The organism is Streptococcus sp. HMSC076C08, assembly GCF_001810825.1.
In the GTDB taxonomy this organism is placed as follows: Bacteria; Bacillota; Bacilli; order Lactobacillales; family Streptococcaceae; genus Streptococcus.
The window spans coordinates 200,421-221,313 of record NZ_KV802735.1 but is presented as its reverse complement, the minus strand read 5'-3'; the positions used below and the strand labels follow the sequence as shown (position 1 = coordinate 221,313).

Here is a 20,893-nt window from a genome sequence, read left to right as displayed (position 1 = left end):
GCCAAGTAGAACAAGGTAAGAAACTGGCGCTTTCTGTCGTATTTTTAAAAACAATGAAGTAATAAATTAGGGTGGAACCGCGTTTCTGACGCCCCTAGTCGCAAGGCTTGGGTGTTGAAATTCGGTTCTTTTTGAATTTCGTCTAATGCCTAAGTAGAAAGGAGCATAATGCTTAAAGGATCTTGTTTATGCAAAGCAGTGACCTACACTTTAGATGAGGAATTGTCGGAATTAGTTTTTTGCCACTGCTCATTCTGTCGGAAAGCAACTGCGTCTGCCTATACAGTGAATGCCAAAGTTAGTAGTAAAAACCTAGTATTGCATGGAAAAGAACAGTTGGTTACCTATAGTTCATCTCCAGGAAAACAACGCTATTACTGTCAGAACTGTCATAGTCAAATTTTCACTGCTCAAGAAAATATACCAGAAGTCTGTGCTTTGAAACTAGGTACAATAGACGAATGCGATCAGAATTTACAAACTGTTCCCAAACGTCATATTTTTCAGGACCCAGCTTTTTCTTGGTTGCTTGATGAATAAAGCTAAAAAGATAATATAAATTAAAGGAGTAAACAATGTCTAAGAAATTAACATTTCAAGAAATTATTTTGACTTTGCAACAATTTTGGAATGACCAAGGTTGTATGCTTATGCAGGCTTATGATAATGAAAAAGGTGCAGGGACAATGAGTCCTTACACTTTCCTTCGTGCTATTGGGCCTGAGCCATGGAATGCGGCTTATGTAGAGCCATCACGTCGTCCTGCCGACGGTCGCTACGGGGAAAATCCTAACCGTCTTTACCAACACCACCAATTCCAAGTGGTCATGAAGCCTTCTCCATCAAATATTCAAGAACTTTACCTTGAATCTTTGGAAAAATTGGGAATTAATCCTTTGGAGCACGATATTCGTTTTGTCGAGGACAACTGGGAAAATCCATCAACTGGATCTGCTGGTCTTGGTTGGGAAGTTTGGCTTGATGGGATGGAAATCACTCAGTTTACTTATTTCCAACAAGTCGGTGGATTGGCAACTGGCCCTGTGACTGCGGAAGTTACTTATGGTTTGGAACGCTTGGCTTCTTACATCCAAGAAGTAGACTCTGTTTACGATATTGAGTGGGCTGATGGTGTAAAATATGGAGAAATCTTTATCCAGCCTGAGTACGAGCATTCAAAATATTCATTTGAAATTTCGGACCAAGAAATGTTGCTGGAAAACTTTGATAAGTTTGAAAAAGAAGCTGGTCGCGCCTTGGAAGAAGGTTTGGTTCACCCTGCCTATGACTATGTTCTCAAATGTTCACACACCTTTAACCTACTTGATGCGCGTGGTGCTGTATCCGTAACCGAACGCGCAGGCTATATCGCTCGTATTCGTAACTTGGCCCGTGTCGTAGCTAAAACCTTTGTCGCAGAACGCAAACGCCTAGGCTACCCACTTTTGGATGAAGCAACACGAGCTAAACTCCTAGCAGAAGACGCAGAATAAAGAGAGTGACAAATTACGAAAATGGGCGAACAGAGTGAGCCCTGAGCCAGTTGCCGCAGTGATGAAGGTATCCTTAGTGAAGCTAAGGATACTAGGCAAAATTGGAGACTTTTGGCTCCAATTTTAGCAATGAAACGACGAAGTCGGTTGCTTGCGTGCCAATCACATAAGGCAAACTGGAAAATAAAAAGATACTTTTCGGAGAAAAAATATGATAAAAAACTTATTAGTAGAACTCGGTCTTGAAGAGTTACCAGCCTACGTAGTAACCCCAAGTGAAAAACAACTAGGTGAAAAAATGGCAGCCTTCCTCAAGGAAAACCGCCTGTCCTTTGAAGACATTCAAACCTTCTCAACACCCCGTCGTTTGGCTGTTCGTGTGACTGGTCTTGCAGACAAACAGTCTGATTTGACAGAAGATTTCAAGGGTCCAGCAAAGAAAATTGCTTTGGATAGTGATGGAAACTTCACCAAAGCAGCCCAAGGATTTGTCCGTGGAAAAGGATTGACAGTTGAAGATATCGAATTCCGTGAAATCAAGGGTGAAGAATACGTCTATGTTACCAAGGAAGAAGTGGGTCAAGCAGTTGAAGCCATTGTTCCAGGTGTAGTAGACGTCTTGAAGTCACTGACTTTCCCTGTCAGCATGCACTGGGCTAACAACACCTTTGAATACATCCGCCCTGTACACACTTTGACAGTTCTCTTGGACGAGCAAGAGTTTGACTTGGATTTCCTTGATATCAAGGGCGGTCGTGTAAGCCGCGGTCATCGTTTCTTGGGACAAGAAACTAAGATTCAGTCAGCATTGAGCTATGAAGAAGATCTTCGTAAGCAGTTTGTAATCGCGGATCCTCGTGAACGTGAGCAAATGATTGTTGACCAAATCAAATCAATCGAAGCTGAACATGGTGTAGGTATCGAAATTGATGCGGATTTGCTTAATGAAGTCTTGAACTTGGTTGAATACCCAACTGCCTTCATGGGAAGTTTTGACGCCAAATACCTTGAAGTGCCAGAAGAGGTCTTGGTGACTTCGATGAAGGAACACCAACGCTACTTCGTTGTCCGTGATCAAGACGGTAAACTCTTGCCAAACTTCATTTCAGTCCGTAACGGAAACGCAGAGCATTTGGAAAATGTTATCAAGGGAAATGAAAAAGTCTTGGTTGCCCGCTTGGAAGACGGAGAATTCTTCTGGCGTGAGGACCAAAAATTGGTTATTTCTGACCTTGTTGAAAAATTGAACCATGTGACCTTCCACGAAAAGATTGGTTCTCTTCGTGAACACATGATTCGTACTGGTCAGATTGCCATTCTCTTGGCAGAAAAAGCTGGCTTGTCAGTGGATGAAACAGTTGACCTTGCTCGTGCAGCAGCCATTTACAAGTTTGACTTGTTGACGGGGATGGTTGGTGAGTTTGATGAGCTCCAAGGGATTATGGGTGAGAAATATGCCCTCCTTGCTGGGGAAACTCCAGCAGTTGCAGCAGCGATTCGTGAACACTACATGCCGACAGCTGCTGACGGAGCTCTTCCAGAGAGCAAGGTGGGAGCCATTCTAGCCATCGCTGATAAATTGGATACGATTTTGAGTTTCTTCTCAGTTGGCTTGATTCCATCAGGTTCTAATGACCCTTATGCCCTTCGTCGTGCGACGCAAGGTGTAGTTCGTATCTTGGATGCTTTTGGTTGGCACATTGCTATGGATGAGCTGATCGATAGCCTTTACAGTTTGAAATTTGACAGCTTGACTTATGCAAATAAAGCAGAGGTTATGGACTTTATCAAGGCTCGTGTTGATAAGATGATGGGGTCAACTCCGAAAGATATCAAGGAAGCAGTCCTTGCAAGTTCGAACTTTGTTGTGGCGGATATGCTGGAAGTAGCAAGTGCTCTTGTCGAAGCGAGCAAGGAAGAAGACTTCAAACCATCTGTCGAATCCCTCTCACGTGCTTTCAACTTGGCAGAAAAAGCAGAAGGAACTGATACTGTTGATCCTGCTCTCTTTGAGAATGAAGAAGAGAAAGCCTTGGCAGAAGCCGTAGAATCACTTGTTTTGTCAGGAACTGCAAGCCAACAATTAGAACAACTCTTTGCGCTCAGTCCAGTTATTGATGCTTTCTTTGAAAATACCATGGTAATGGCCGAAGATCAAGATATTCGTCAAAATCGATTGGCTATCTTGTCGCAATTAACCAAGAAAGCAGCTAAGCTCGCTCGTTTCAACCAAATCAATACCAAATAAACTCAGTCAAACGAACTGTATCTTATCACAAAGGAGAAGAAATGGATCCGAAAAAAATAGCTCGTATCAATGAGCTTGCTAGAAAGAAAAAAACAGAAGGCCTAACTTCTGCTGAAAAAGTGGAACAAGCTAAGCTTCGTGAGGAATACATCGAAGGCTATCGTCGTTCAGTTCGTCACCACGTCGAGGGTATCAAAATCGTGGATGAACAAGGAAACGATGTTACACCAGAAAAACTACGCCAAGTACAACGTGAAAAAGGTTTGCACGGCCGTAGTCTTGATGATCCGAATTCATAACATTCAAGGGTTTTGTAGATGATTTACAAAACCTTTTTTTGCTAATAACAAAAAAGAAGGAGCCAAGTGGCTCCTTTTTGATTTTTTAGTTGCTTGCACCAGAAGTAGCGTCTGCACCACCACCGTGGCCTCCAGCATCACCTGAATCAGAAGCACCAGAAGTAGCATCAGCGTCTCCATGACCTCCAGCAGCAGGAGCGAATGGCCCACTACCGCCTACCAAACGTTGACCCGTTTCTTTTAGGTACCAGTCAAGCCATGGTTGGAAGTTAAAGACGATTTCATTGATACCAGCGTATGATCCGTCAGGATAATACATCGCTTGGTAGTTGTGAGTGTTGATAACACCTGCAGGTGAACCTGGGACGATTGTACGAACGTATTCTTGGTTTCCGTTGCGGAGTGTTCCGATAACCCACTCTACGTTCTTCATACGTGCTGGTGGAAGTGATCCATGAACAGTTGACATACGACTACCTGATTGAGGTGGTACACGTTTAGCGAACATGGTGTCTGGATCTTGGTGAGCGTTGTTGTAGTAGAGGAATTGGTTGTTGTCGTCAGCGTATGTCAATTCAAATGGCATAGCTTTCAAGAACATATCGATTTGGTTAACTGTCAGGATACCGTGGTCCAATTTGACATAGGTATCACCAGAAACAGCGCCAGTGATTGCTGCAACTTTTTCTACCCATTCTGGATCGTCAGGGTCAACTTCTGTAATGGTTGTAGCAATTGGTTTTCCACAATCCAAGTCTTCTGGTTCGATTGGTTTTGGTTTTTTCAATTTCGAAACGACTCCTACATATTTAACAAAGTTATCTAAGCAAGTTTCAAGGAATTTAACAGTTCCTTCGTTGGTGATGTTTCCATTGTTATCAAAAGCTTCTTTGGCTTTACCAAGAAGGAATTCATTACCTGGAAGTGTGTAGGCATTGACACCAGGAGCGTCAAGGATCTTACGAAGGTGAACTTGGGCACGTGAAGTTCCTTGGTCGTAGTATGATGCTCCCACAATCATAACAGGCTTGTTTTCAAATGGATGAACTTCGTATGAAAGCCATTCAAGTACAGATTTGAGTGAAGCTGAGATAGTGTGGTTGTGCTCAGGAGTGGCGATAATGACACCATCAGCACGTGTAATCTTGTTATACAAGAAACGCAATTGGAAACTTTCGTCCCATTTTTCGTCTTGGTTAAACATTGGAACTTCGTCAATTTCAAGAACTTCTAATTCAAATTTGAATTTGAAATTGCGACGAATAAATTCCAAGAGTTTGCGGTTATATGATTGATCGTAGTTTGATCCAACAAGTCCAACAAATTTCATTCTTTCGGTCTCCTATCTTACAAATTTTCCCAGTCAAATTCTTCTGCATCTTTGCGAAGCAATTCTTGCGCATTGCGCAATTTTTCAGTAATCTTCACAAAGATACGGAAGTCATCAAAGATGGCATCCAATTTCTTGATGACGTCAAGGTCAACCAAGTCACCACTTGGGTTAAATGCTTGAAGAGAGTGAGAAAGCAAGAATTCATCTGGTAAAACATTTGCCTTGATTTCAGGAGCGTTCAAGATTTGACGAAGTTGCAATTGGGCACGAGATGAACCAAGTGTACCGTAAGAAGCACCAGTGATCATGATTGGTTTGTTCAAAAGTGGGTAGATACCGTAAGATAGCCAAGCAAGAGCGCTCATCAAAACTGCAGGGATAGAGTGGTCGTACTCAGGAGTACCGATAATCACACCATCAGCTTCTTCAATTTTAGCTGCAATCTCAAGAATTTCAGCTGGAAGTTGCTTATCTGCTGGTTTGTTGAAAACAGGGATATCCTTGATTTCAACGAGTTCAATTTCAGCTTTATCAGCAAAGTGTTTTTGCATGTATTGGAGCAATTGGCGGTTTGTAGAACGTTTAGAGTTCGTTCCAACAATGGCAATAAGTTTTAGCATGAGATTTCCTTTCTCTTTTTACATAATACAATTTTGAAGGCCTGAAGAACATGCAAGGCGTCCCTCTTTGTCTATGAGGATGGCTTCAATTCCATCTATACTTTCGACTTGCCAGAGGATAGAAGCACTTCGTTCTCCGAAAAGGCGCGTTGTCCAAATCTCACCATCGACGGATTTATCTGAGACAATCGTTAGGCTAGCGAGATCGGTTTCGACAGGGAATCCTGTCTCACTATCAAAGATATGGTGATAGTCTTTTCCATCTACTGTCAGGTGGCGTTCATAGATACCTGAAGTGACAACAGATTTGTTAGAAGCAGGGATAGTTAGGAGATGATTGCCACGAGGATTTCGCGGATCTTGAATCCCAATCTGCCAGGCTTTCCCTTCTTTGGCTTGGTTGTTCCCGATGGTGAGGATATTTCCTCCGAGATTGATCAAGGCAGAGGTGACACCGTGTTCTTTCAAATACTGGGCAACCTTATCTGCACTATAGCCTTTAGCTAAGCAACCTAAATCAAGTTTCATTCCCTTTTTCTCTAAATAGACAGTAGAGTTAGTCGGATCCAACTTGATAAAATGCGGGTCAACTAGAGGCAAGACAGCTTCGATTTCGTTTAGCTCTGGGAGTCGGGCATCTGAAAAGCCGATTCGCCAGGTTTGAATCAAGGGGCCAATACTGATATTGAGATGGCTAGATGGAGCTAGGCTATGCTCCAGTCCAAGAGCAATCAGTTCAAATAGGTCAGGATGAACCTTAACAGGTGCGATTCCAGCCTGGTAGTTGATTTCCATCAGTTCGGATTCTCGACTATTGGCGTTGAAGCGGTATTCGAGCTCCTTGAGTAAATCAAAGGCTCCTTGAAGTAGGCAATCAGCCTGTTCATCTACTAATGAAATCGTGATAGTTGTTCCCATTAGCCGTTCAGAACGTGAATGAAGAGGCAAGCTACCAGCTCCTTTCTCTTTATAGGAAATCATTCAATATAAGGTCGTTAAAGAAAAATTAAACCCCTTACATTTTCTTTCCATGTATCTAGCATATCATAAAGTCAGCGTTTTCACAAATAAATTTTGACAAAAAGTCAAGAAATATGCTCAGAATTAATATGAAAACGATAGAAAAATTAGATTTATCAATGTTAAGTGTATTTTTTTCTGAAAAAAAGAGAATTCTGAGCAAATACCTTGTAAACGCTAACAGTAAATGATATACTAGAAAGGTAAATCAAAAATTAAAGGTAGGAATTTTTCTATGAGTAAAATCGTTGTAGTTGGTGCTAACCACGCTGGTACAGCTTGTATTAATACCATGTTGGACAACTTCGGACATGAGAACGAAATCGTAGTATTTGACCAAAACTCAAATATTTCATTCCTTGGTTGTGGAATGGCGCTTTGGATCGGGGAACAAATTGATGGCCCAGAAGGTCTCTTCTACTCTGATAAAGAAAAGTTGGAAGCAAAAGGTGCTAAAGTTTACATGAACTCACCAGTTCTTTCAATTGACTACGATAACAAAGTTGTGACTGCAGAAGTTGAAGGTAAAGAACACAAAGAGTCTTATGACAAATTGATCTTTGCAACTGGTTCAACTCCAATCTTGCCTCCAATCGAAGGTGTTGAAATCGTTAAGGGCAACCGCGAATTCAAAGCAACTCTTGAAAATGTACAATTTGTTAAATTGTACCAAAACGCTGAAGAAGTTATTGAAAAACTTGAAGACAAGAGCAAACACCTTGAGCGCATTGCCGTTGTTGGTGGTGGTTACATCGGTGTAGAACTTGCCGAAGCTTTCGAGCGTCTTGGAAAAGAAGTTGTGCTTGTCGATATCGTAGACACTGTCTTGAACGGTTACTATGATAAAGATTTTACACAAATGATGGCGAAGAACTTGGAAGACCACAACATCCGCTTGGCTCTTGGTCAAACAGTTAAAGCCATCCAAGGTGATGGAAAAGTTGAACGCTTGGTAACAGACAAAGAAACATTTGATGTAGATATGGTGGTTCTTGCTGTTGGTTTCCGTCCAAACACAGCTCTTGCTGACGGTAAGATTGAACTCTTCCGTAACGGTGCCTTCCTTGTAGATAAGAAACAAGAAACATCTATCCCAGGTGTATACGCTGTTGGTGACTGTGCAACTGTTTATGACAATGCACGTAAAGATACAAGCTACATCGCTCTTGCATCAAACGCTGTACGTACTGGTATCGTTGGTGCTTACAATGCTTGTGGCCATGAATTGGAAGGAATCGGAGTTCAAGGATCAAACGGTATTTCAATCTACGGTCTTCACATGGTTTCAACTGGTTTGACTCTTGAAAAAGCCAAAGCTGCAGGCTATAATGCAACTGAAACTGGATTTAACGATCTTCAAAAACCAGAATTTATAAAACATGACAACCACGAAGTTGCCATCAAGATTGTCTTTGACAAAGACAGCCGCGAAATCCTTGGTGCACAAATGGTGTCACATGATGCTGCTATCAGTATGGGTATCCACATGTTCTCACTTGCTATCCAAGAGCATGTAACAATTGATAAATTGGCATTGACAGACCTATTCTTCTTGCCACACTTTAACAAACCATACAACTACATCACAATGGCTGCTCTTACAGCTGAAAAATAAAAATTGATGAACTATCTGTCCTTAAGTTAAGGTCAGATAGTTTTTTAGTTATACTCTTCGAAAATCAAATTCAAACCACGTCAGCTTCGCCTTACCGTATATATGTTACTGACTTCGTCAGTTCTATCTACAACCTCAAAGCAGTGCTTTGAGCAACCTGCGGCTAGCTTCCTAGTTTGCTCTTTGATTTTCATTGAGTATCAATCTGTACCCATACAATTATCCTTTTTTTATCTTGTACTTCATTCTAATCTGGCTTAAAATGAAATGGTAGCTACCAATACAAATAATGAGGATAAAACAAATGACTGAAAATCGTTATGAACTAAATAAAAACTTGGCACAGATGCTTAAGGGCGGTGTTATCATGGATGTGCAGAACCCTGAACAGGCTCGGATTGCGGAAGCTGCTGGTGCGGCAGCTGTTATGGCCTTGGAGCGGATTCCAGCTGATATTCGGGCAGTTGGCGGGGTTTCCCGTATGAGTGATCCAAAGATGATTAAGGAAATCCAAGAAGCGGTCAGTATTCCAGTGATGGCCAAGGTCAGAATCGGGCATTTTGTAGAAGCTCAGATTTTAGAAGCCATTGAGATCGACTATATCGATGAGAGTGAAGTGCTTTCTCCAGCTGACGACCGTTTTCATGTGGACAAGAAAGAATTTAAAGTTCCTTTTGTCTGTGGGGCTAAGGACTTGGGTGAAGCCTTGCGTCGTATCGCTGAGGGAGCTTCCATGATTCGGACAAAAGGAGAACCGGGTACAGGAGATATCGTCCAAGCCGTTCGCCATATGCGTATGATGAATCAAGAAATTCGCCGCATTCAAAACCTCCGTGAAGATGAGCTCTATGTGGCTGCCAAGGAGTTGCAAGTCCCTGTTGAATTAGTCCAATACGTCCACCAACATGGAAAATTACCAGTTGTCAACTTCGCAGCCGGAGGTGTGGCAACGCCAGCAGATGCGGCCTTGATGATGCAACTGGGGGCAGAAGGCGTCTTTGTCGGTTCAGGTATTTTCAAGTCAGGCGACCCTGTTAAACGAGCAAGTGCTATTGTTAAGGCCGTAACCAACTACCAAAATCCTCAAATTCTGGCTCAAATTTCTGAAGATCTAGGGGAGGCCATGGTTGGTATCAATGAGAATGAAATCCAAATTCTCATGGCTGAGCGAGGAAAATAGATGAAAATCGGAATATTAGCCTTGCAAGGTGCCTTTGAAGAGCATGCTAAAGTGCTAGAAAAGTTAGGTGTTGTTAGTGTTGAAATCAGAAATTTAGATGATTTTCAACAAGTTCAGAGTGACTTATCTGGTTTGATTTTACCTGGAGGGGAATCTACAACCATGGGCAAACTCTTGCGTGACCAGCAGATGCTGATTCCAATCCGAGAAGCGATTTTATCTGGTCTTCCCGTTTTTGGGACCTGTGCAGGTTTAATCTTGCTAGCTAAGGAAATCGTTTCTCAAGAAGAAAGTCATCTAGCGACTATGGACATAGTAGTTGAGCGCAATGCCTATGGACGCCAACTGGGAAGTTTTTATACAGAAGCAGAATGTAAGGGAGTCGGTCAGATTCCCATGACCTTTATCCGTGGACCGATTATCAGTAGTGTTGGAGAGGGTGTAGAAATTCTAGCAACAGTTGATAATCAAATCGTAGCTGCGCAAGAAAAAAATATGCTGGTAACTTCTTTTCATCCAGAATTGACAGATGATGTTGGCTTGCACCAGTACTTTATCAATATGTGTAAAGAAAAAAGTTGAGAAAATGATTCTCAACTTTTTTACATGTAATAAACAATCGCGATATATTGGAGTGCAGATGCTGCTAGGATAAAGAGATGCCAAATCATGTGGAAATAAGGTTTTTTCTTAGCGTAAAATCCAGCTCCAACTGTATAACAGAGTCCGCCAGTTACCATGAGACTCCAGAAAATTGGTGTTGTTTGACTGATAATGGCAGGAATGATAGCCAGAACCAACCAGCCCATAATCAAATAAAGAGCAAGGCTGAATTTCTCATTGACCTTTTTAGCAAAGATTTTATAGAGGATGCCAAAGATGGTCGTTCCCCACTGAATGGCAATGATCAGATAGCCAAACCAGTTATTCATCAAAGTCAATACGACCGGCGTATATGAGCCTGCGATAGCCACATAAATCATAGAATGATCGATGATTCGCAAGACGTATTTGTGGGTCGAACCATAGGCCATAGAGTGGTAAATGGTTGACGAGAGGAACATGAGAAAGAGACTGATAACAAAGATAGAAACGCCAAAAGATGATAAAAATCCGTGTGCTTCATAACTATAGGTGGATGAAATGGGGAGTAGGATGAGCATGATAACGGCACCCACAGCATGGGTCACGCTATTAGCAATTTCCTCTCCAAAACTGAGTTTTTTACTGAGCTTTAGACTAGTATTCATTGGATTTCCTCCTCTTCTTTGATAAGGATTAAGTCTAGAGTTTGATGATAGAGTTTAACCGTTTGACAGCTGGTTTGGATAATAGGATTTTCTGGATCAATCCCATGGTTCATGTAGTCCACAAAAGCGTCGTAGAGCTGGTCTGAGCTCGCTTGAGTTTGTAGAGTATTAAGTGTCTGAGCGATTTCTTGGATCGAAAAGACAGACTTGAGAGTGGTGATGGCAATCAAACGGGCAATCTGTTTGCGTTGGTATTTTTTCTTGTCTGGCTTTGTCAGGTAACCATGTTTGACATAGTTATTGACCATGGATGCTGTTAGACCCTTGTCTTTATCTGGAGAGATAGGGGCACAGACTTGATTGACATAAAGTAAAACTTGATCCAGATAGAGGTCAATATTTGGAATGTCTTCCCATTTTGGGTAGGAAAAGTTAGAATTCATTTCCAACTCCTTTTTATCTAGTTTCGATAACTAGATTATAAAATAATAAAAAACAAAAGTCAAGTTTCAACTGCTTGTAGAAAGCTTTAAATTATGCTATGATGAGAGAAACTAGTTAGAAATGAGGGGAAAAGATGGAGATTCGTTTAGCTTTTCCAAACGAAGTAGATGCGATTATGCAGGTGATGGAGGATGCTAAAAAGTGCTTAGCTGAGTCTGGTAGCGACCAGTGGCAAAATGGCTATCCAAATGCAGATATCATTATTGATGATATCATCTCTGGTCAAGCTTATGTGGCCTTGGAAGAAGGAGAACTGCTAGCTTATGCTGCTGTGACCAAGAGCCCAGAGGAAGCCTATGAAGCCATTTATGAAGGGAGTTGGCAGGGGGGAGAATCAGAATATCTGGTCTTTCACCGTATCGCTGTGGCAGCAGATGTCCAAGGACAAGGTGTTGCTCAGACTTTCCTAGAAGGCTTGATTGAAGGTTTTGATTATCTAGATTTTCGTTCAGATACGCATGCAGAAAACAAGGTTATGCAGCATATCTTTGAAAAGCTAGGCTTCCAAAAGGTTGGTAAGGTTCCAGTTGATGGGGAACGTTTGGCCTATCAGAAATTAAAAAAATGAAGCAGAAAAAGTACGCAAAAATGCTCTACCCGTCGCCAATTGGAACCTTATCCTTAGTTGCTGACGAGCAATATCTGTATGGAATTTGGGTACAGGACCAAACCCATTTTGAGAGGGGATTAGGGGATGAAACGATAGAAGAAGTTGCTAGCCATCCTGTATTAGAGCAAGTTATTTCCTATTTAGATACCTATTTCGAAGGCAGTGTTCAGGACCTATCAGACTTACCTTTGGCTCCTATTGGAACGGATTTTGAAAAGCGAGTCTGGACTTATTTACAGGCCATTCCTTATGGTCAGACAGTAACTTACGGACAAATAGCGCAAGACCTGCAAGTGGCTTCTGCTCAAGCGATTGGCGGAGCAGTGGGGCGTAATCCTTGGTCCATACTCGTACCCTGCCATCGTGTGCTGGGATCAGGCAATCGTCTGACAGGCTATGCATCTGGAGTCGAAAAGAAAGCCTGGCTCTTGCAACATGAAGGTGCAGCATTTCAAGAAAATAAAAAATAGAAAGAAAAGAAGATGTTAGAATTTATCGAATATCCAAAATGTTCAACTTGTAAGAAAGCAAAAAATGAATTGGATAAACTTGGACTGGAATACCAAGATGTCCACATCGTAGAAGAAACACCAAGTGAAGACGTGATTTTGAACTGGTTGGAAACTTCCGGTTTTGAAGTGAAACAATTTTTCAATACCAGCGGGATTAAATACCGCGAACTGGGCCTAAAAGATAAGGTGGGAAGTTTGTCAAAACAAGAAGCAGCCAAGCTTCTAGCGAGTGATGGTATGTTATTGAAACGTCCAATTTTGGTGGAGAATGGTGCTGTTAAACAAATTGGCTATAGAAAAACCTATGAGGACTTAGGTTTGAGATAGTTTTTATTTATCTCCTTGATAGGTAAAATATATAGCCTCCCTGTTTTAAAGTGTGATAAACTAGAAGATAGACAAAGTCTGAGCAGCCCGTAGCAAATAATTTGCTTGCGAGCAGAAGTATGATAGAATGAATCATTATCAGGAGAGGATGTTTTTATGACTGTTACAACATTTTTAGCATCAGATTGGTACCAAAGTTTGATGCAACTCATTCCGGATGGTAAGCTCTTTAGTTTGCGTTCGGTCTTTGATGGAATTCCAAGGATTGTCCAACAACTGCCTACAACCTTGATGTTGACGCTTGGAGGTGCACTCTTTGGTTTGCTACTTGCCCTGATTTTTGCCATTGTAAAGATCAATCGTGTTAGGATTTTATATCCCTTGCAAGCCTTTTTCGTCAGCTTCTTAAAAGGTACCCCAATCCTAGTTCAACTTATGTTGACCTACTACGGAATTCCTTTGGCACTGAAAGCTATCAACCAACAATGGGGAACTGGTCTCAATATCAATGCGATTCCAGCAGCGCTTTTTGCGATTGTGGCCTTTGCTTTTAATGAGGCGGCTTATGCAAGTGAAACGATTCGTGCGGCCATCCTTTCTGTTAATCCCGGTGAAATTGAGGCGGCACGCAGTTTGGGTATGACGCGAGCTCAAGTTTATCGTCGCGTGATTATTCCAAATGCGGCCGTTGTGGCGACTCCAACCTTGATTAATTCCCTCATCGGTTTGACCAAGGGGACTTCTCTAGCCTTTAGCGCAGGTGTTGTGGAGGTCTTTGCCCAAGCTCAGATTTTAGGTGGAGCTGATTATCGCTATTTTGAGCGCTTTATCTCTGTTGCCCTTGTTTATTGGGTGGTCAATATTGGAATTGAAAGCCTCGGCCGTTTCATCGAGAGAAAAATGGCTATCTCAACGCCGGATACAGTGTCTACAGATGTGAAAGGAGACCTTCGTTAATGATTAAGATTTCGAATTTAAGCAAATCCTTTTCAGGACAGACAGTCTTGGATCATCTGAACTTGGAAATCCAAAAAGGTGAGGTAGTGGCTTTGATTGGTTCATCTGGAGCTGGGAAATCAACCTTTCTTCGTAGTTTGAACTACCTTGAAACTCCAGATAGTGGAACGATTCAGATTGACAATTTTAAAGTTGATTTTTCTCAGATTAGCCAAGAAGAAATCCTAACCCTTCGTCGCAAGTTGTCCATGGTTTTCCAACAGTTTAATTTGTTTGAACGCCGAACTGCTCTTGACAATGTCAAGGAAGGTTTGGTTGTCGTTAAAAAATTATCGGACGAGGAAGCAACAAAAATCGCTAAGGAAGAGTTGGCCAAGGTTGGTCTTTCTGACCGTGAAAACCATTATCCTCGCCACTTATCAGGTGGACAGAAGCAACGGGTTGCCCTCGCGCGTGCGCTTGCTATGAAACCAGATGTCTTGCTCTTGGACGAACCAACGTCGGCACTGGACCCAGAGTTGGTCGGTGAAGTAGAAAAGTCTATTGCAGACGCTGCCAAGTCAGGTCAGACCATGATTTTGGTCAGTCACGATATGTCTTTTGTAGCCCAAGTGGCAGACAAGGTTCTATTCCTAGATAAAGGGAAAATCATCGAGTCTGGTACACCGGATGAAATCATCAATCATCCGAAAGAAGAACGAACAAAAGAATTCTTCGCTAGTTACAAACGGACTTATATTTGATATAATAGAAAAAAGGAAAACTCAGTTAGTTGGACTAGCTGAGTTTACTCTTTAAAAAAGATAGAAACGAGAGAGATCATGCTACTGCATCTATTTTCTTTGTATTTCGAGAGTTTGATCTTAACGGCCATCCTTGTCGTGATTTTTCTGGGGATTTGGATTGGGTTGAGAGCCATGTCTGGTGTGGACAAGACAGCCAAAGCTCGCCAAGCTCATCTCTATGATATGATTATGATTGGAGTTTTGGTCGTTCCGGTGTTATCCTTTGCCGTCATGAGTTTGCTCTTGGTTTTCAAGGCATAATCCTTGCGTGACTAGCAAGAATGAGTTAGAATAAAGATAGTTACAACAAGAAAGAAGGAATTGAAATGTACGATACGATTATTGTCGGTGCTGGACCTGCGGGAATGACCGCTGCCTTATATGCTGCTCGAAGCAATCTGAAAGTGGCTTTGATTGAAGGTGGTCTGCCAGGCGGGCAAATGAATAACACATCTGATATTGAAAACTATCCAGGTTATGCTAATATCAGTGGACCTGAATTGGCTGAAAAGATGTTTGAACCACTTGAAAACCTTGGAGTGGAGCATCTTTATGGTTACGTTGAAAATATTGAAGACCAGGGTGACTTTAAGAAGGTAATCACTGATGATCAAGTTTACGAAACCCGTACTGTCATTGTAGCAACTGGTTCTAAACACCGTCTTTTGGGAGTTCCCGGAGAAGAAGAACTGAACAGTCGAGGTGTTTCTTACTGTGCGGTCTGTGATGGAGCTTTCTTCCGTGATCAAGACTTGCTCGTAGTTGGTGGTGGAGATTCAGCGGTAGAAGAAGCCCTCTTCTTGACACGCTTTGCCAAGACTGTCACTATTGTTCACCGTCGCGATGAACTTCGTGCCCAAAAGGTTTTGCAAGACCGTGCCTTTGCAAATGAAAAAGTCAACTTTATCTGGGACTCTGTAGTTAAGGAAATTAAAGGTGAAAATCGAGTAGAATCTGTCGTATTTGAAAATGTGAAAACAGGTCAAGTAACAGAGCAAGCCTTCGGAGGTGTCTTTATCTATGTCGGTTTGGATCCTGTTAGCGATTTTGTTAAAGAATTGAACATTCAAGACCAGGCAGGCTGGATCCTAACAGACAATAACATGAAAACTAGCGTTGATGGTATATTTGCGGTTGGAGATGTTCGCCAAAAAGATCTTCGCCAAGTAACAACAGCAGTTGGAGATGGGGCTATCGCTGGTCAAGAAGCCTATAAATTTATCACAGAACATAGTTAAGCAAAAAGTTTCCAATCACTTGATTGGAAACTTTTTTATAGTCTGTTTCGGAAAACTTCGTACATGAGAATGGCTGCTGCAACACTGGCATTGAGGCTTTGAACATGACCGTTCATCGGAATGGTTATCATTTCATCAACCTGTTTTTTGATGTTGCTGGAGATGCCTTTTCCTTCATTTCCGATGATGAGGGCAATTTTCCCTTTTGTATTCCACTTGTGGCAAGGAGTACCGTTCATATCCGTTCCAAAGGTCCAGAAGCCTTCAGCCTTGAGTTTGTCTAGGGTTTGACTGAGGTTGGTAACTCGCGCAATCGGTACATGCTCAATAGCACCTGTGGCCGTTTTGGCAACGACAGGAGTCACTCCGACAGCACGGTGCTTGGGAATGATGACACCTGAAACATTGGTCGCATCAGCAGTCCTTAAGATAGAGCCTAAGTTGTGAGGGTCAGTTAGACCATCCAGAATCAACAGCAAAGGATTTTCTTCTTGGCGTGTTTTGGCAAGGATGTGATCAAGTTCGCTATAGGCAAATTCTGACACTCGTAAAACAAAACCTTGGTGGACAGCGCCTTCGGTCATTTCAGACAGGGATTTTTTTGAAGTCCAAGAGATGGAGACCTTCTTTTCTGTAGCCAGTTCCTTGACCTTCTCAAAATTCTTACCTCGAAGATCTTCTTGGAGGTAGAGTTTATTTCCAGTGTTTGCAAGGAGGGCTTCTGTAACGGCGTGGACGCCATAGACAATATCATTTGTTTTCATGCCTCTATTATAACACAAAACCCCGTCTTGCAACGGGATTTTCTTTATTCAAGGATGAGGAGACCATCTTTGACAGCAAATGGATCTTTCTCATTGATACGATCGTAAAACATAATTCCGTTTAGATGATCAATTTCATGTTGGACAACGATAGAGTTGTATCCTTTGAGCTTGATACGGTGTTTTTCGCCATCTTTGTCAAAGTAGTCAACAGTAACGCGAGCATGGCGGACAACATAGCCTGGCACGTTTCGGTCAACAGACAGGCAACCTTCTCCTTCGCCAAGAGCAGCGTCCTGAACAGAGTGAGAGACAATTTTTGGATTGTACATAATAGCTTGCAAGTCGTAGGCTTCCTGTGGAGTTTCACCTTCTTCCACAATATTTGGGACCAAGACGGCAATAATGCGTTTTGAAATATCGAGTTGGGGAGCAGCCAATCCAACACCACCGCGGAGCCCCATTTTCTCAGCCATAACAGGATCTTGGGAATGTTTGAGGAATTGCATCATCTTTTCGCCAAGGATGATTTCCTGGTCAGACAGTGGGAAAGTAACTTCCTCAGCAACTGCGCGAAGAGTTGGATTCCCCTCGCGGATAATATCGTTCATATCAATTAAGTGAGCAGCTTTTGTAATACGTTCTATTGCAGACATTTTCTCTCCTTTCATTACCTCTACATGATAACACAAAATAGGCGAGAAAGAAAGTCGCAGAAGTTCCTAAAAAATAATATAATAAACGGTATTCCTCTTTTGTCTGTGGTATAATAAAAGAAAAGACTTGCACCAAAAGGCAAGGGGGAATAAAGATGGAAAAGCGACAAGATAGACGGTCTCAGGGCTCTCTTTATGGGGTGTGGAGAACTAGTGTGGATTTCTTTCGGAATTATAAATCCTGGACCAATGCCCAGTTTATTATTGTGTTATTGCTTGCAGTTGCCTTATCCATGGGGGGAAACTTATTAGTTCGAGCAGTACAAGGTAGTAAGGGAACGAGTCCTAGTAGTCAAACTCTTGATTCTGCAAGTACTTCCAGTCAATCCAAGGAAGATCAGTCTGGTGAAACAACGGCACGTATCATGGCAAATGGTGACCTTCTTTATCATATCCCTATCTACCGAACAGCTCTTAAAGAAGATGGGACCTATGATTTTCATGAAAATTTTGAGTATGTAAAACCCTGGCTCAAGCAAGCTGATTTAGTAATTGGTGACTTTGAAGGAACGGTGAACAAGGACCACTACTTGGCAGGTTATCCTCTTTTTAATGCTCCAGGAGAAGTCATGGATGCGATCAAGGATGCAGGCTACCAAGTTCTAGACTTGGCTCATAATCATATTTTGGATTCTCAAATTGAGGGAGTGGTTTCAACGGCTCAAGCTATTGAAAAGGCTGGAATGACACCCATCGGAGTCTACACGCATGAATCCCGAGACCAAGCACCTATAGTCATCAAGGAAGTCAATGGTATCAAGGTAGCTCTCCTGGCCTATTCCTACGGTTTTAATGGCATTGAGCAATATATCTCTCAAGAGGACTATAATCGCTATCTTTCTGACCTGAATGAAGATAAGATGAAGGCAGAAATCGAGCGTGCAGAGAAGGAGGCGGATATTACTGTCATCATGCCTCAGATGGGAATTGAGTATCAGCTAGAACCAACGGAAGAACAGAAAAAACTGTACCATAAAATGATTGACTGGGGAGCCGATATTATCTTTGGAGGGCATCCTCACGTCGTTGAACCTGCTGAAACAGTTGAAAAAGATGGTGACAAAAAACTGATTATCTATTCCATGGGAAATTTCCTCTCAAACCAGCGCATTGAAACCATGCAAGATGAGGAAAATGCCAAGTGGACGGAGCGCGGTGTTCTCATGGATGTGACCATTAAGAAAAAAGATGGCAAGACTAGGATTGAAACTGCCAAAGCGCATCCGACTTGGGTCAATCGAACACCCAAAGGGACTTACTCTCCAGAAGGCTATCCGCTCTTCCTCTATCAGACCTATATCCTAGAGGACTTCATCGAGGGAGGCAGTCACCGTGACAAGTTGGACGAGGCGACCAAGGAACGAATTGACACGGCCTATAAAGAAATGAATGAACATGTAGGGTTGAAGTGGTAGGCACTTGCCCTAAAGGAGACGAGATGACGATTAAATTGATTGCAACAGACATGGATGGAACCTTGCTAGACCCGAGGGGGCAGCTGGATTTGCCCCGCTTGGAAAAGCTTTTAGATCAGCTGGATCAAAGGGATATCCGTTTTGTCATTGCGACAGGGAATGAAGTTCACCGTATGAGGCAATTACTGGAGCACTTGGCGAGTAGAGTAGTTCTGGTAGTTGCCAATGGGGCGCGTATTTTTGAAAACAATAAACTGATTCAAGCGCAGATTTGGGATGATGCTACGGTTGACAAGGCTCTCCTTCATTTTAAAGGGAGAGAGTGCCGAGATCAGTTTGTTGTAACAGGTATGAAGGGTGGTTTTGTCAAGAAAGGGACTGTGTTTACAGACCTAGAAAAATTTATGACACCAGAGATGATTGAAAAATTCTATCAACGAATGAATTTTGTGGAAGACTTGCAAGCTGGCCTCTTCGGTGGAGTGTTAAAGATGAGCATGGTTGTTGGTGAAGAACGTTCTAGTTCAGTTTTGCAGGAAATTAATGATTTATTTGATGGTCGTGTAAGAGCTGTTTCTAGCGGTTATGGCTGTATCGATATCCTGCAGGCTGGGGTTCACAAGGCTTGGGGATTGGAAGAATTACTCAAGCGCTGGGATTTGACATCAGAACAAATCATGGCTTTTGGTGATAGCGAAAACGATATAGAAATGTTAGAGCTGGCTGGAATTGCCTATGCGATGGAAAATGCGGCTGATGAGGTCAAGGCAGTTGCGACTGCCCTGGCACCAGCCAACAGCCAGGCGGGTGTGTATCAAGTTCTAGAGAATTGGTTAGAGAAAGAGGGATAGGGTGGCAGTACAGTTATTAGAGAATTGGCTTTTAAAGGAGCAGAAAAAAATTCAAACCAAGTATCGTGAATTGAATCAAGTATCTGTTCTAGAGCCAGATATCATCTTTATTGGTGATTCGATAGTGGAGTATTACCCTCTTCAAGAGTTGTTTGGGGTTGCCAAGACGATTGTTAATCGTGGCATACGAGGCTATCAGACGAGATTGTTATTAGAGAATTTGGATGCCCATCTTTATGGTGATGCTGTCGATCAAATTGTTCTCCTAATAGGAACAAATGATATTGGAAAAGATATTCCCATGAATGAAGCCTTGGATAATCTTGAAGGTGTGATTCAATCGCTCAACCGAGATTATCCGCTGTCACAAATAAAGCTTGTTTCTATTCTGCCAGTCAATGAAGGAGAAGAATACAAGCAGACAGTATATATTCGTACCAATGAAAAGATCAGAGAATGGAATCAAGCCTATGAGGCTCTAGCATCCGCCTATATGCAGGTAGATTTTGTGCCGATTTATGATAGTTTGACAGATTCAGAAGGGCAACTTCAATCAACCTATACAACGGATGGCCTCCATCTAAGTGTAGCCGGTTATCAAGCATTATCAGATGCCTTGAAAACGTATCTGTTCTAAAGAATTGGCTTGATTTTGCATTTTTTTTGAAGATAGGTTATAATAGTTCTAACATCCTGGGGTCGTTACGGATTCGACAGGCATTATGAGGCATATTTTGCAACCCGTGTGGCGACGTAAACGCTCAGTTAAATATAACTGCAAAAAATAACACTTCTTACGCTCTAGCTGCCTAAAAACCAGCAGGCGTGACCTGATTTGGATTGCTCGTGTTCAATGACAGGTCTTATGATTAGCGAGATACGATCAAGCCTTGTCTAGTGGTTTGATAAGAGATTAATAGACTCGCAGTTCCTAGGCTTGAGTTATGTGTCGAGGGACTGTTAAAATAATACATAACCTATGGTTGTAGACAAATATGTTGGCAGGTGTTTGGACGTGGGTTCGACTCCCACCGGCTCCATTATGAACAGGTATACAGTAGATTTTTTCCAAATTATATCCTTTGTTGTATCCTTCGTTGTATCCTATTTATTCTAGTGTGTTAGTGGAGAATTACTCAAGAGGCTGAAGAGGACG

General features: G+C 42.1%; 24 protein-coding genes and 1 other RNA gene. 18 read left to right on the top strand and 7 right to left on the bottom strand.

What is annotated here, in order from left to right; translation table 11 throughout:
- The first annotated feature begins 168 nt into the window (after nucleotides 1-168).
- The 4 genes from HMPREF2766_RS07455 to HMPREF2766_RS07440 all read left to right on the top strand — a co-directional run bounded on the left by HMPREF2766_RS07455 (nucleotide 169) and on the right by HMPREF2766_RS07440 (nucleotide 4,040).
- On the top strand, nucleotides 169-540 hold the full coding sequence (locus HMPREF2766_RS07455) for a GFA family protein (protein WP_000912017.1): 372 nt from the start codon (nucleotides 169-171) through the stop codon (nucleotides 538-540).
- 35 nt (nucleotides 541-575) lie between these two features.
- Nucleotides 576-1,493 carry a glycine--tRNA ligase subunit alpha gene (gene glyQ, locus HMPREF2766_RS07450; protein WP_000038733.1) on the top strand — a complete coding sequence of 306 codons (918 nt, stop codon included), beginning with the start codon at nucleotides 576-578 and terminating at the stop codon, nucleotides 1,491-1,493.
- Between the two features lie 211 nt (nucleotides 1,494-1,704).
- Complete coding sequence (glyS, locus tag HMPREF2766_RS07445; RefSeq protein ID WP_070568991.1) at nucleotides 1,705-3,741, top strand: glycine--tRNA ligase subunit beta; 2,037 nt, start codon at nucleotides 1,705-1,707, stop codon at nucleotides 3,739-3,741.
- A gap of 41 nt (nucleotides 3,742-3,782) precedes the next feature.
- Nucleotides 3,783-4,040, top strand: a complete 258-nt coding sequence (locus HMPREF2766_RS07440) for a DUF896 family protein (protein WP_070568988.1) — start codon at nucleotides 3,783-3,785, stop codon at nucleotides 4,038-4,040.
- A gap of 85 nt (nucleotides 4,041-4,125) precedes the next feature.
- On the opposite strand, the gene HMPREF2766_RS07435 is transcribed toward HMPREF2766_RS07440, so the two are convergent.
- The 3 genes from HMPREF2766_RS07435 to HMPREF2766_RS07425 are packed head-to-tail and all read right to left on the bottom strand — an operon-like array spanning nucleotide 4,126 to nucleotide 6,941.
- The gene (locus tag HMPREF2766_RS07435) at nucleotides 4,126-5,370 is read right to left on the bottom strand and encodes an NAD(P)H-dependent oxidoreductase (RefSeq protein WP_049501180.1); all 1,245 of its coding nucleotides are present in this window, start codon (nucleotides 5,368-5,370) and stop codon (nucleotides 4,126-4,128) included.
- Nucleotides 5,371-5,387: 17 nt separating this feature from the next.
- Nucleotides 5,388-5,993, bottom strand: coding sequence for an NADPH-dependent FMN reductase (locus HMPREF2766_RS07430; RefSeq protein ID WP_000915935.1), 606 nt, complete (start codon nucleotides 5,991-5,993; stop codon nucleotides 5,388-5,390).
- A gap of 18 nt (nucleotides 5,994-6,011) precedes the next feature.
- Nucleotides 6,012-6,941 (bottom strand): FAD:protein FMN transferase, encoded by a 930-nt coding sequence (locus HMPREF2766_RS07425; protein WP_070569209.1) that lies wholly within the window; start codon nucleotides 6,939-6,941, stop codon nucleotides 6,012-6,014.
- A gap of 307 nt (nucleotides 6,942-7,248) precedes the next feature.
- On the opposite strand from HMPREF2766_RS07425, the gene nox reads away from it, so the two are divergent.
- From nox to pdxT, 3 genes are all read left to right on the top strand, one after another.
- A complete protein-coding gene (nox, locus tag HMPREF2766_RS07420) occupies nucleotides 7,249-8,628 on the top strand; it encodes a H2O-forming NADH oxidase (protein ID WP_000036761.1) in 1,380 nt (459 codons plus the stop codon).
- 304 nt (nucleotides 8,629-8,932) lie between these two features.
- Nucleotides 8,933-9,808: a pyridoxal 5'-phosphate synthase lyase subunit PdxS gene (gene pdxS / locus HMPREF2766_RS07415; protein ID WP_070568986.1), complete on the top strand. Its 876-nt coding sequence runs from the start codon at nucleotides 8,933-8,935 to the stop codon at nucleotides 9,806-9,808.
- Nucleotides 9,809-10,390 (top strand): pyridoxal 5'-phosphate synthase glutaminase subunit PdxT, encoded by a 582-nt coding sequence (pdxT, locus tag HMPREF2766_RS07410; protein ID WP_070568984.1) that lies wholly within the window; start codon nucleotides 9,809-9,811, stop codon nucleotides 10,388-10,390. It begins immediately after the preceding gene.
- A 20-nt stretch (nucleotides 10,391-10,410) separates the two neighbouring features.
- Here pdxT and HMPREF2766_RS07405 read toward each other — a convergent pair whose 3' ends face one another.
- Nucleotides 10,411-11,058, bottom strand: coding sequence for a PAQR family membrane homeostasis protein TrhA (locus HMPREF2766_RS07405; RefSeq protein WP_001097972.1), 648 nt, complete (start codon nucleotides 11,056-11,058; stop codon nucleotides 10,411-10,413).
- Nucleotides 11,055-11,501, bottom strand: a complete 447-nt coding sequence (locus HMPREF2766_RS07400) for a DUF1836 domain-containing protein (RefSeq protein WP_001087578.1) — start codon at nucleotides 11,499-11,501, stop codon at nucleotides 11,055-11,057. The genes HMPREF2766_RS07405 and HMPREF2766_RS07400 overlap by 4 nt, the downstream gene beginning before the upstream one ends.
- A gap of 134 nt (nucleotides 11,502-11,635) precedes the next feature.
- On the opposite strand from HMPREF2766_RS07400, the gene HMPREF2766_RS07395 reads away from it, so the two are divergent.
- The 7 genes from HMPREF2766_RS07395 (at nucleotide 11,636) to trxB (ending at nucleotide 15,991) form a co-directional block, all read left to right on the top strand.
- Nucleotides 11,636-12,130: a GNAT family N-acetyltransferase gene (locus tag HMPREF2766_RS07395; RefSeq protein WP_070568982.1), complete on the top strand. Its 495-nt coding sequence runs from the start codon at nucleotides 11,636-11,638 to the stop codon at nucleotides 12,128-12,130.
- Nucleotides 12,127-12,642, top strand: a complete 516-nt coding sequence (locus tag HMPREF2766_RS07390) for a methylated-DNA--[protein]-cysteine S-methyltransferase (RefSeq protein WP_049520740.1) — start codon at nucleotides 12,127-12,129, stop codon at nucleotides 12,640-12,642. Before HMPREF2766_RS07395 ends, HMPREF2766_RS07390 begins: the two co-directional genes overlap by 4 nt.
- 12 nt (nucleotides 12,643-12,654) lie before the next feature.
- Nucleotides 12,655-13,011: an arsenate reductase family protein gene (locus HMPREF2766_RS07385; protein ID WP_049520741.1), complete on the top strand. Its 357-nt coding sequence runs from the start codon at nucleotides 12,655-12,657 to the stop codon at nucleotides 13,009-13,011.
- 156 nt (nucleotides 13,012-13,167) lie between these two features.
- Nucleotides 13,168-13,968, top strand: a complete 801-nt coding sequence (locus HMPREF2766_RS07380; protein ID WP_070568980.1) for an amino acid ABC transporter permease — start codon at nucleotides 13,168-13,170, stop codon at nucleotides 13,966-13,968.
- Nucleotides 13,968-14,711: an amino acid ABC transporter ATP-binding protein gene (locus HMPREF2766_RS07375; protein ID WP_049478336.1), complete on the top strand. Its 744-nt coding sequence runs from the start codon at nucleotides 13,968-13,970 to the stop codon at nucleotides 14,709-14,711. Before HMPREF2766_RS07380 ends, HMPREF2766_RS07375 begins: the two co-directional genes overlap by 1 nt.
- Nucleotides 14,712-14,789: 78 nt before the next feature.
- Nucleotides 14,790-15,014 carry a DUF4059 family protein gene (locus HMPREF2766_RS07370; RefSeq protein WP_042767743.1) on the top strand — a complete coding sequence of 75 codons (225 nt, stop codon included), beginning with the start codon at nucleotides 14,790-14,792 and terminating at the stop codon, nucleotides 15,012-15,014.
- A gap of 65 nt (nucleotides 15,015-15,079) precedes the next feature.
- Nucleotides 15,080-15,991: a thioredoxin-disulfide reductase gene (gene trxB / locus HMPREF2766_RS07365; protein WP_049479748.1), complete on the top strand. Its 912-nt coding sequence runs from the start codon at nucleotides 15,080-15,082 to the stop codon at nucleotides 15,989-15,991.
- A 35-nt stretch (nucleotides 15,992-16,026) separates the two neighbouring features.
- Here trxB and rlmB read toward each other — a convergent pair whose 3' ends face one another.
- Together rlmB and def are read right to left on the bottom strand one after the other, a co-directional pair.
- Nucleotides 16,027-16,755 (bottom strand): 23S rRNA (guanosine(2251)-2'-O)-methyltransferase RlmB, encoded by a 729-nt coding sequence (rlmB, locus tag HMPREF2766_RS07360; protein ID WP_070568977.1) that lies wholly within the window; start codon nucleotides 16,753-16,755, stop codon nucleotides 16,027-16,029.
- Nucleotides 16,756-16,799: 44 nt separating this feature from the next.
- Nucleotides 16,800-17,411 (bottom strand): peptide deformylase, encoded by a 612-nt coding sequence (gene def, locus HMPREF2766_RS07355; protein ID WP_042767740.1) that lies wholly within the window; start codon nucleotides 17,409-17,411, stop codon nucleotides 16,800-16,802.
- A 155-nt stretch (nucleotides 17,412-17,566) separates the two neighbouring features.
- On the opposite strand from def, the gene HMPREF2766_RS09975 reads away from it, so the two are divergent.
- The 4 genes from HMPREF2766_RS09975 (at nucleotide 17,567) to ssrA (ending at nucleotide 20,780) form a co-directional block, all read left to right on the top strand.
- Entirely contained in the window at nucleotides 17,567-18,886 is a 1,320-nt protein-coding gene (locus tag HMPREF2766_RS09975; protein WP_083303898.1) for a CapA family protein, read from the top strand.
- A 23-nt stretch (nucleotides 18,887-18,909) separates the two neighbouring features.
- Nucleotides 18,910-19,737, top strand: coding sequence for a Cof-type HAD-IIB family hydrolase (locus HMPREF2766_RS07340; RefSeq protein WP_070568974.1), 828 nt, complete (start codon nucleotides 18,910-18,912; stop codon nucleotides 19,735-19,737).
- A gap of 1 nt (nucleotide 19,738) precedes the next feature.
- Nucleotides 19,739-20,374, top strand: coding sequence for an SGNH/GDSL hydrolase family protein (locus HMPREF2766_RS07335; protein WP_070568972.1), 636 nt, complete (start codon nucleotides 19,739-19,741; stop codon nucleotides 20,372-20,374).
- A 58-nt stretch (nucleotides 20,375-20,432) separates the two neighbouring features.
- Nucleotides 20,433-20,780: a transfer-messenger RNA gene (gene ssrA, locus HMPREF2766_RS07330) on the top strand.
- Nucleotides 20,781-20,893: the final 113 nt, after the last annotated feature.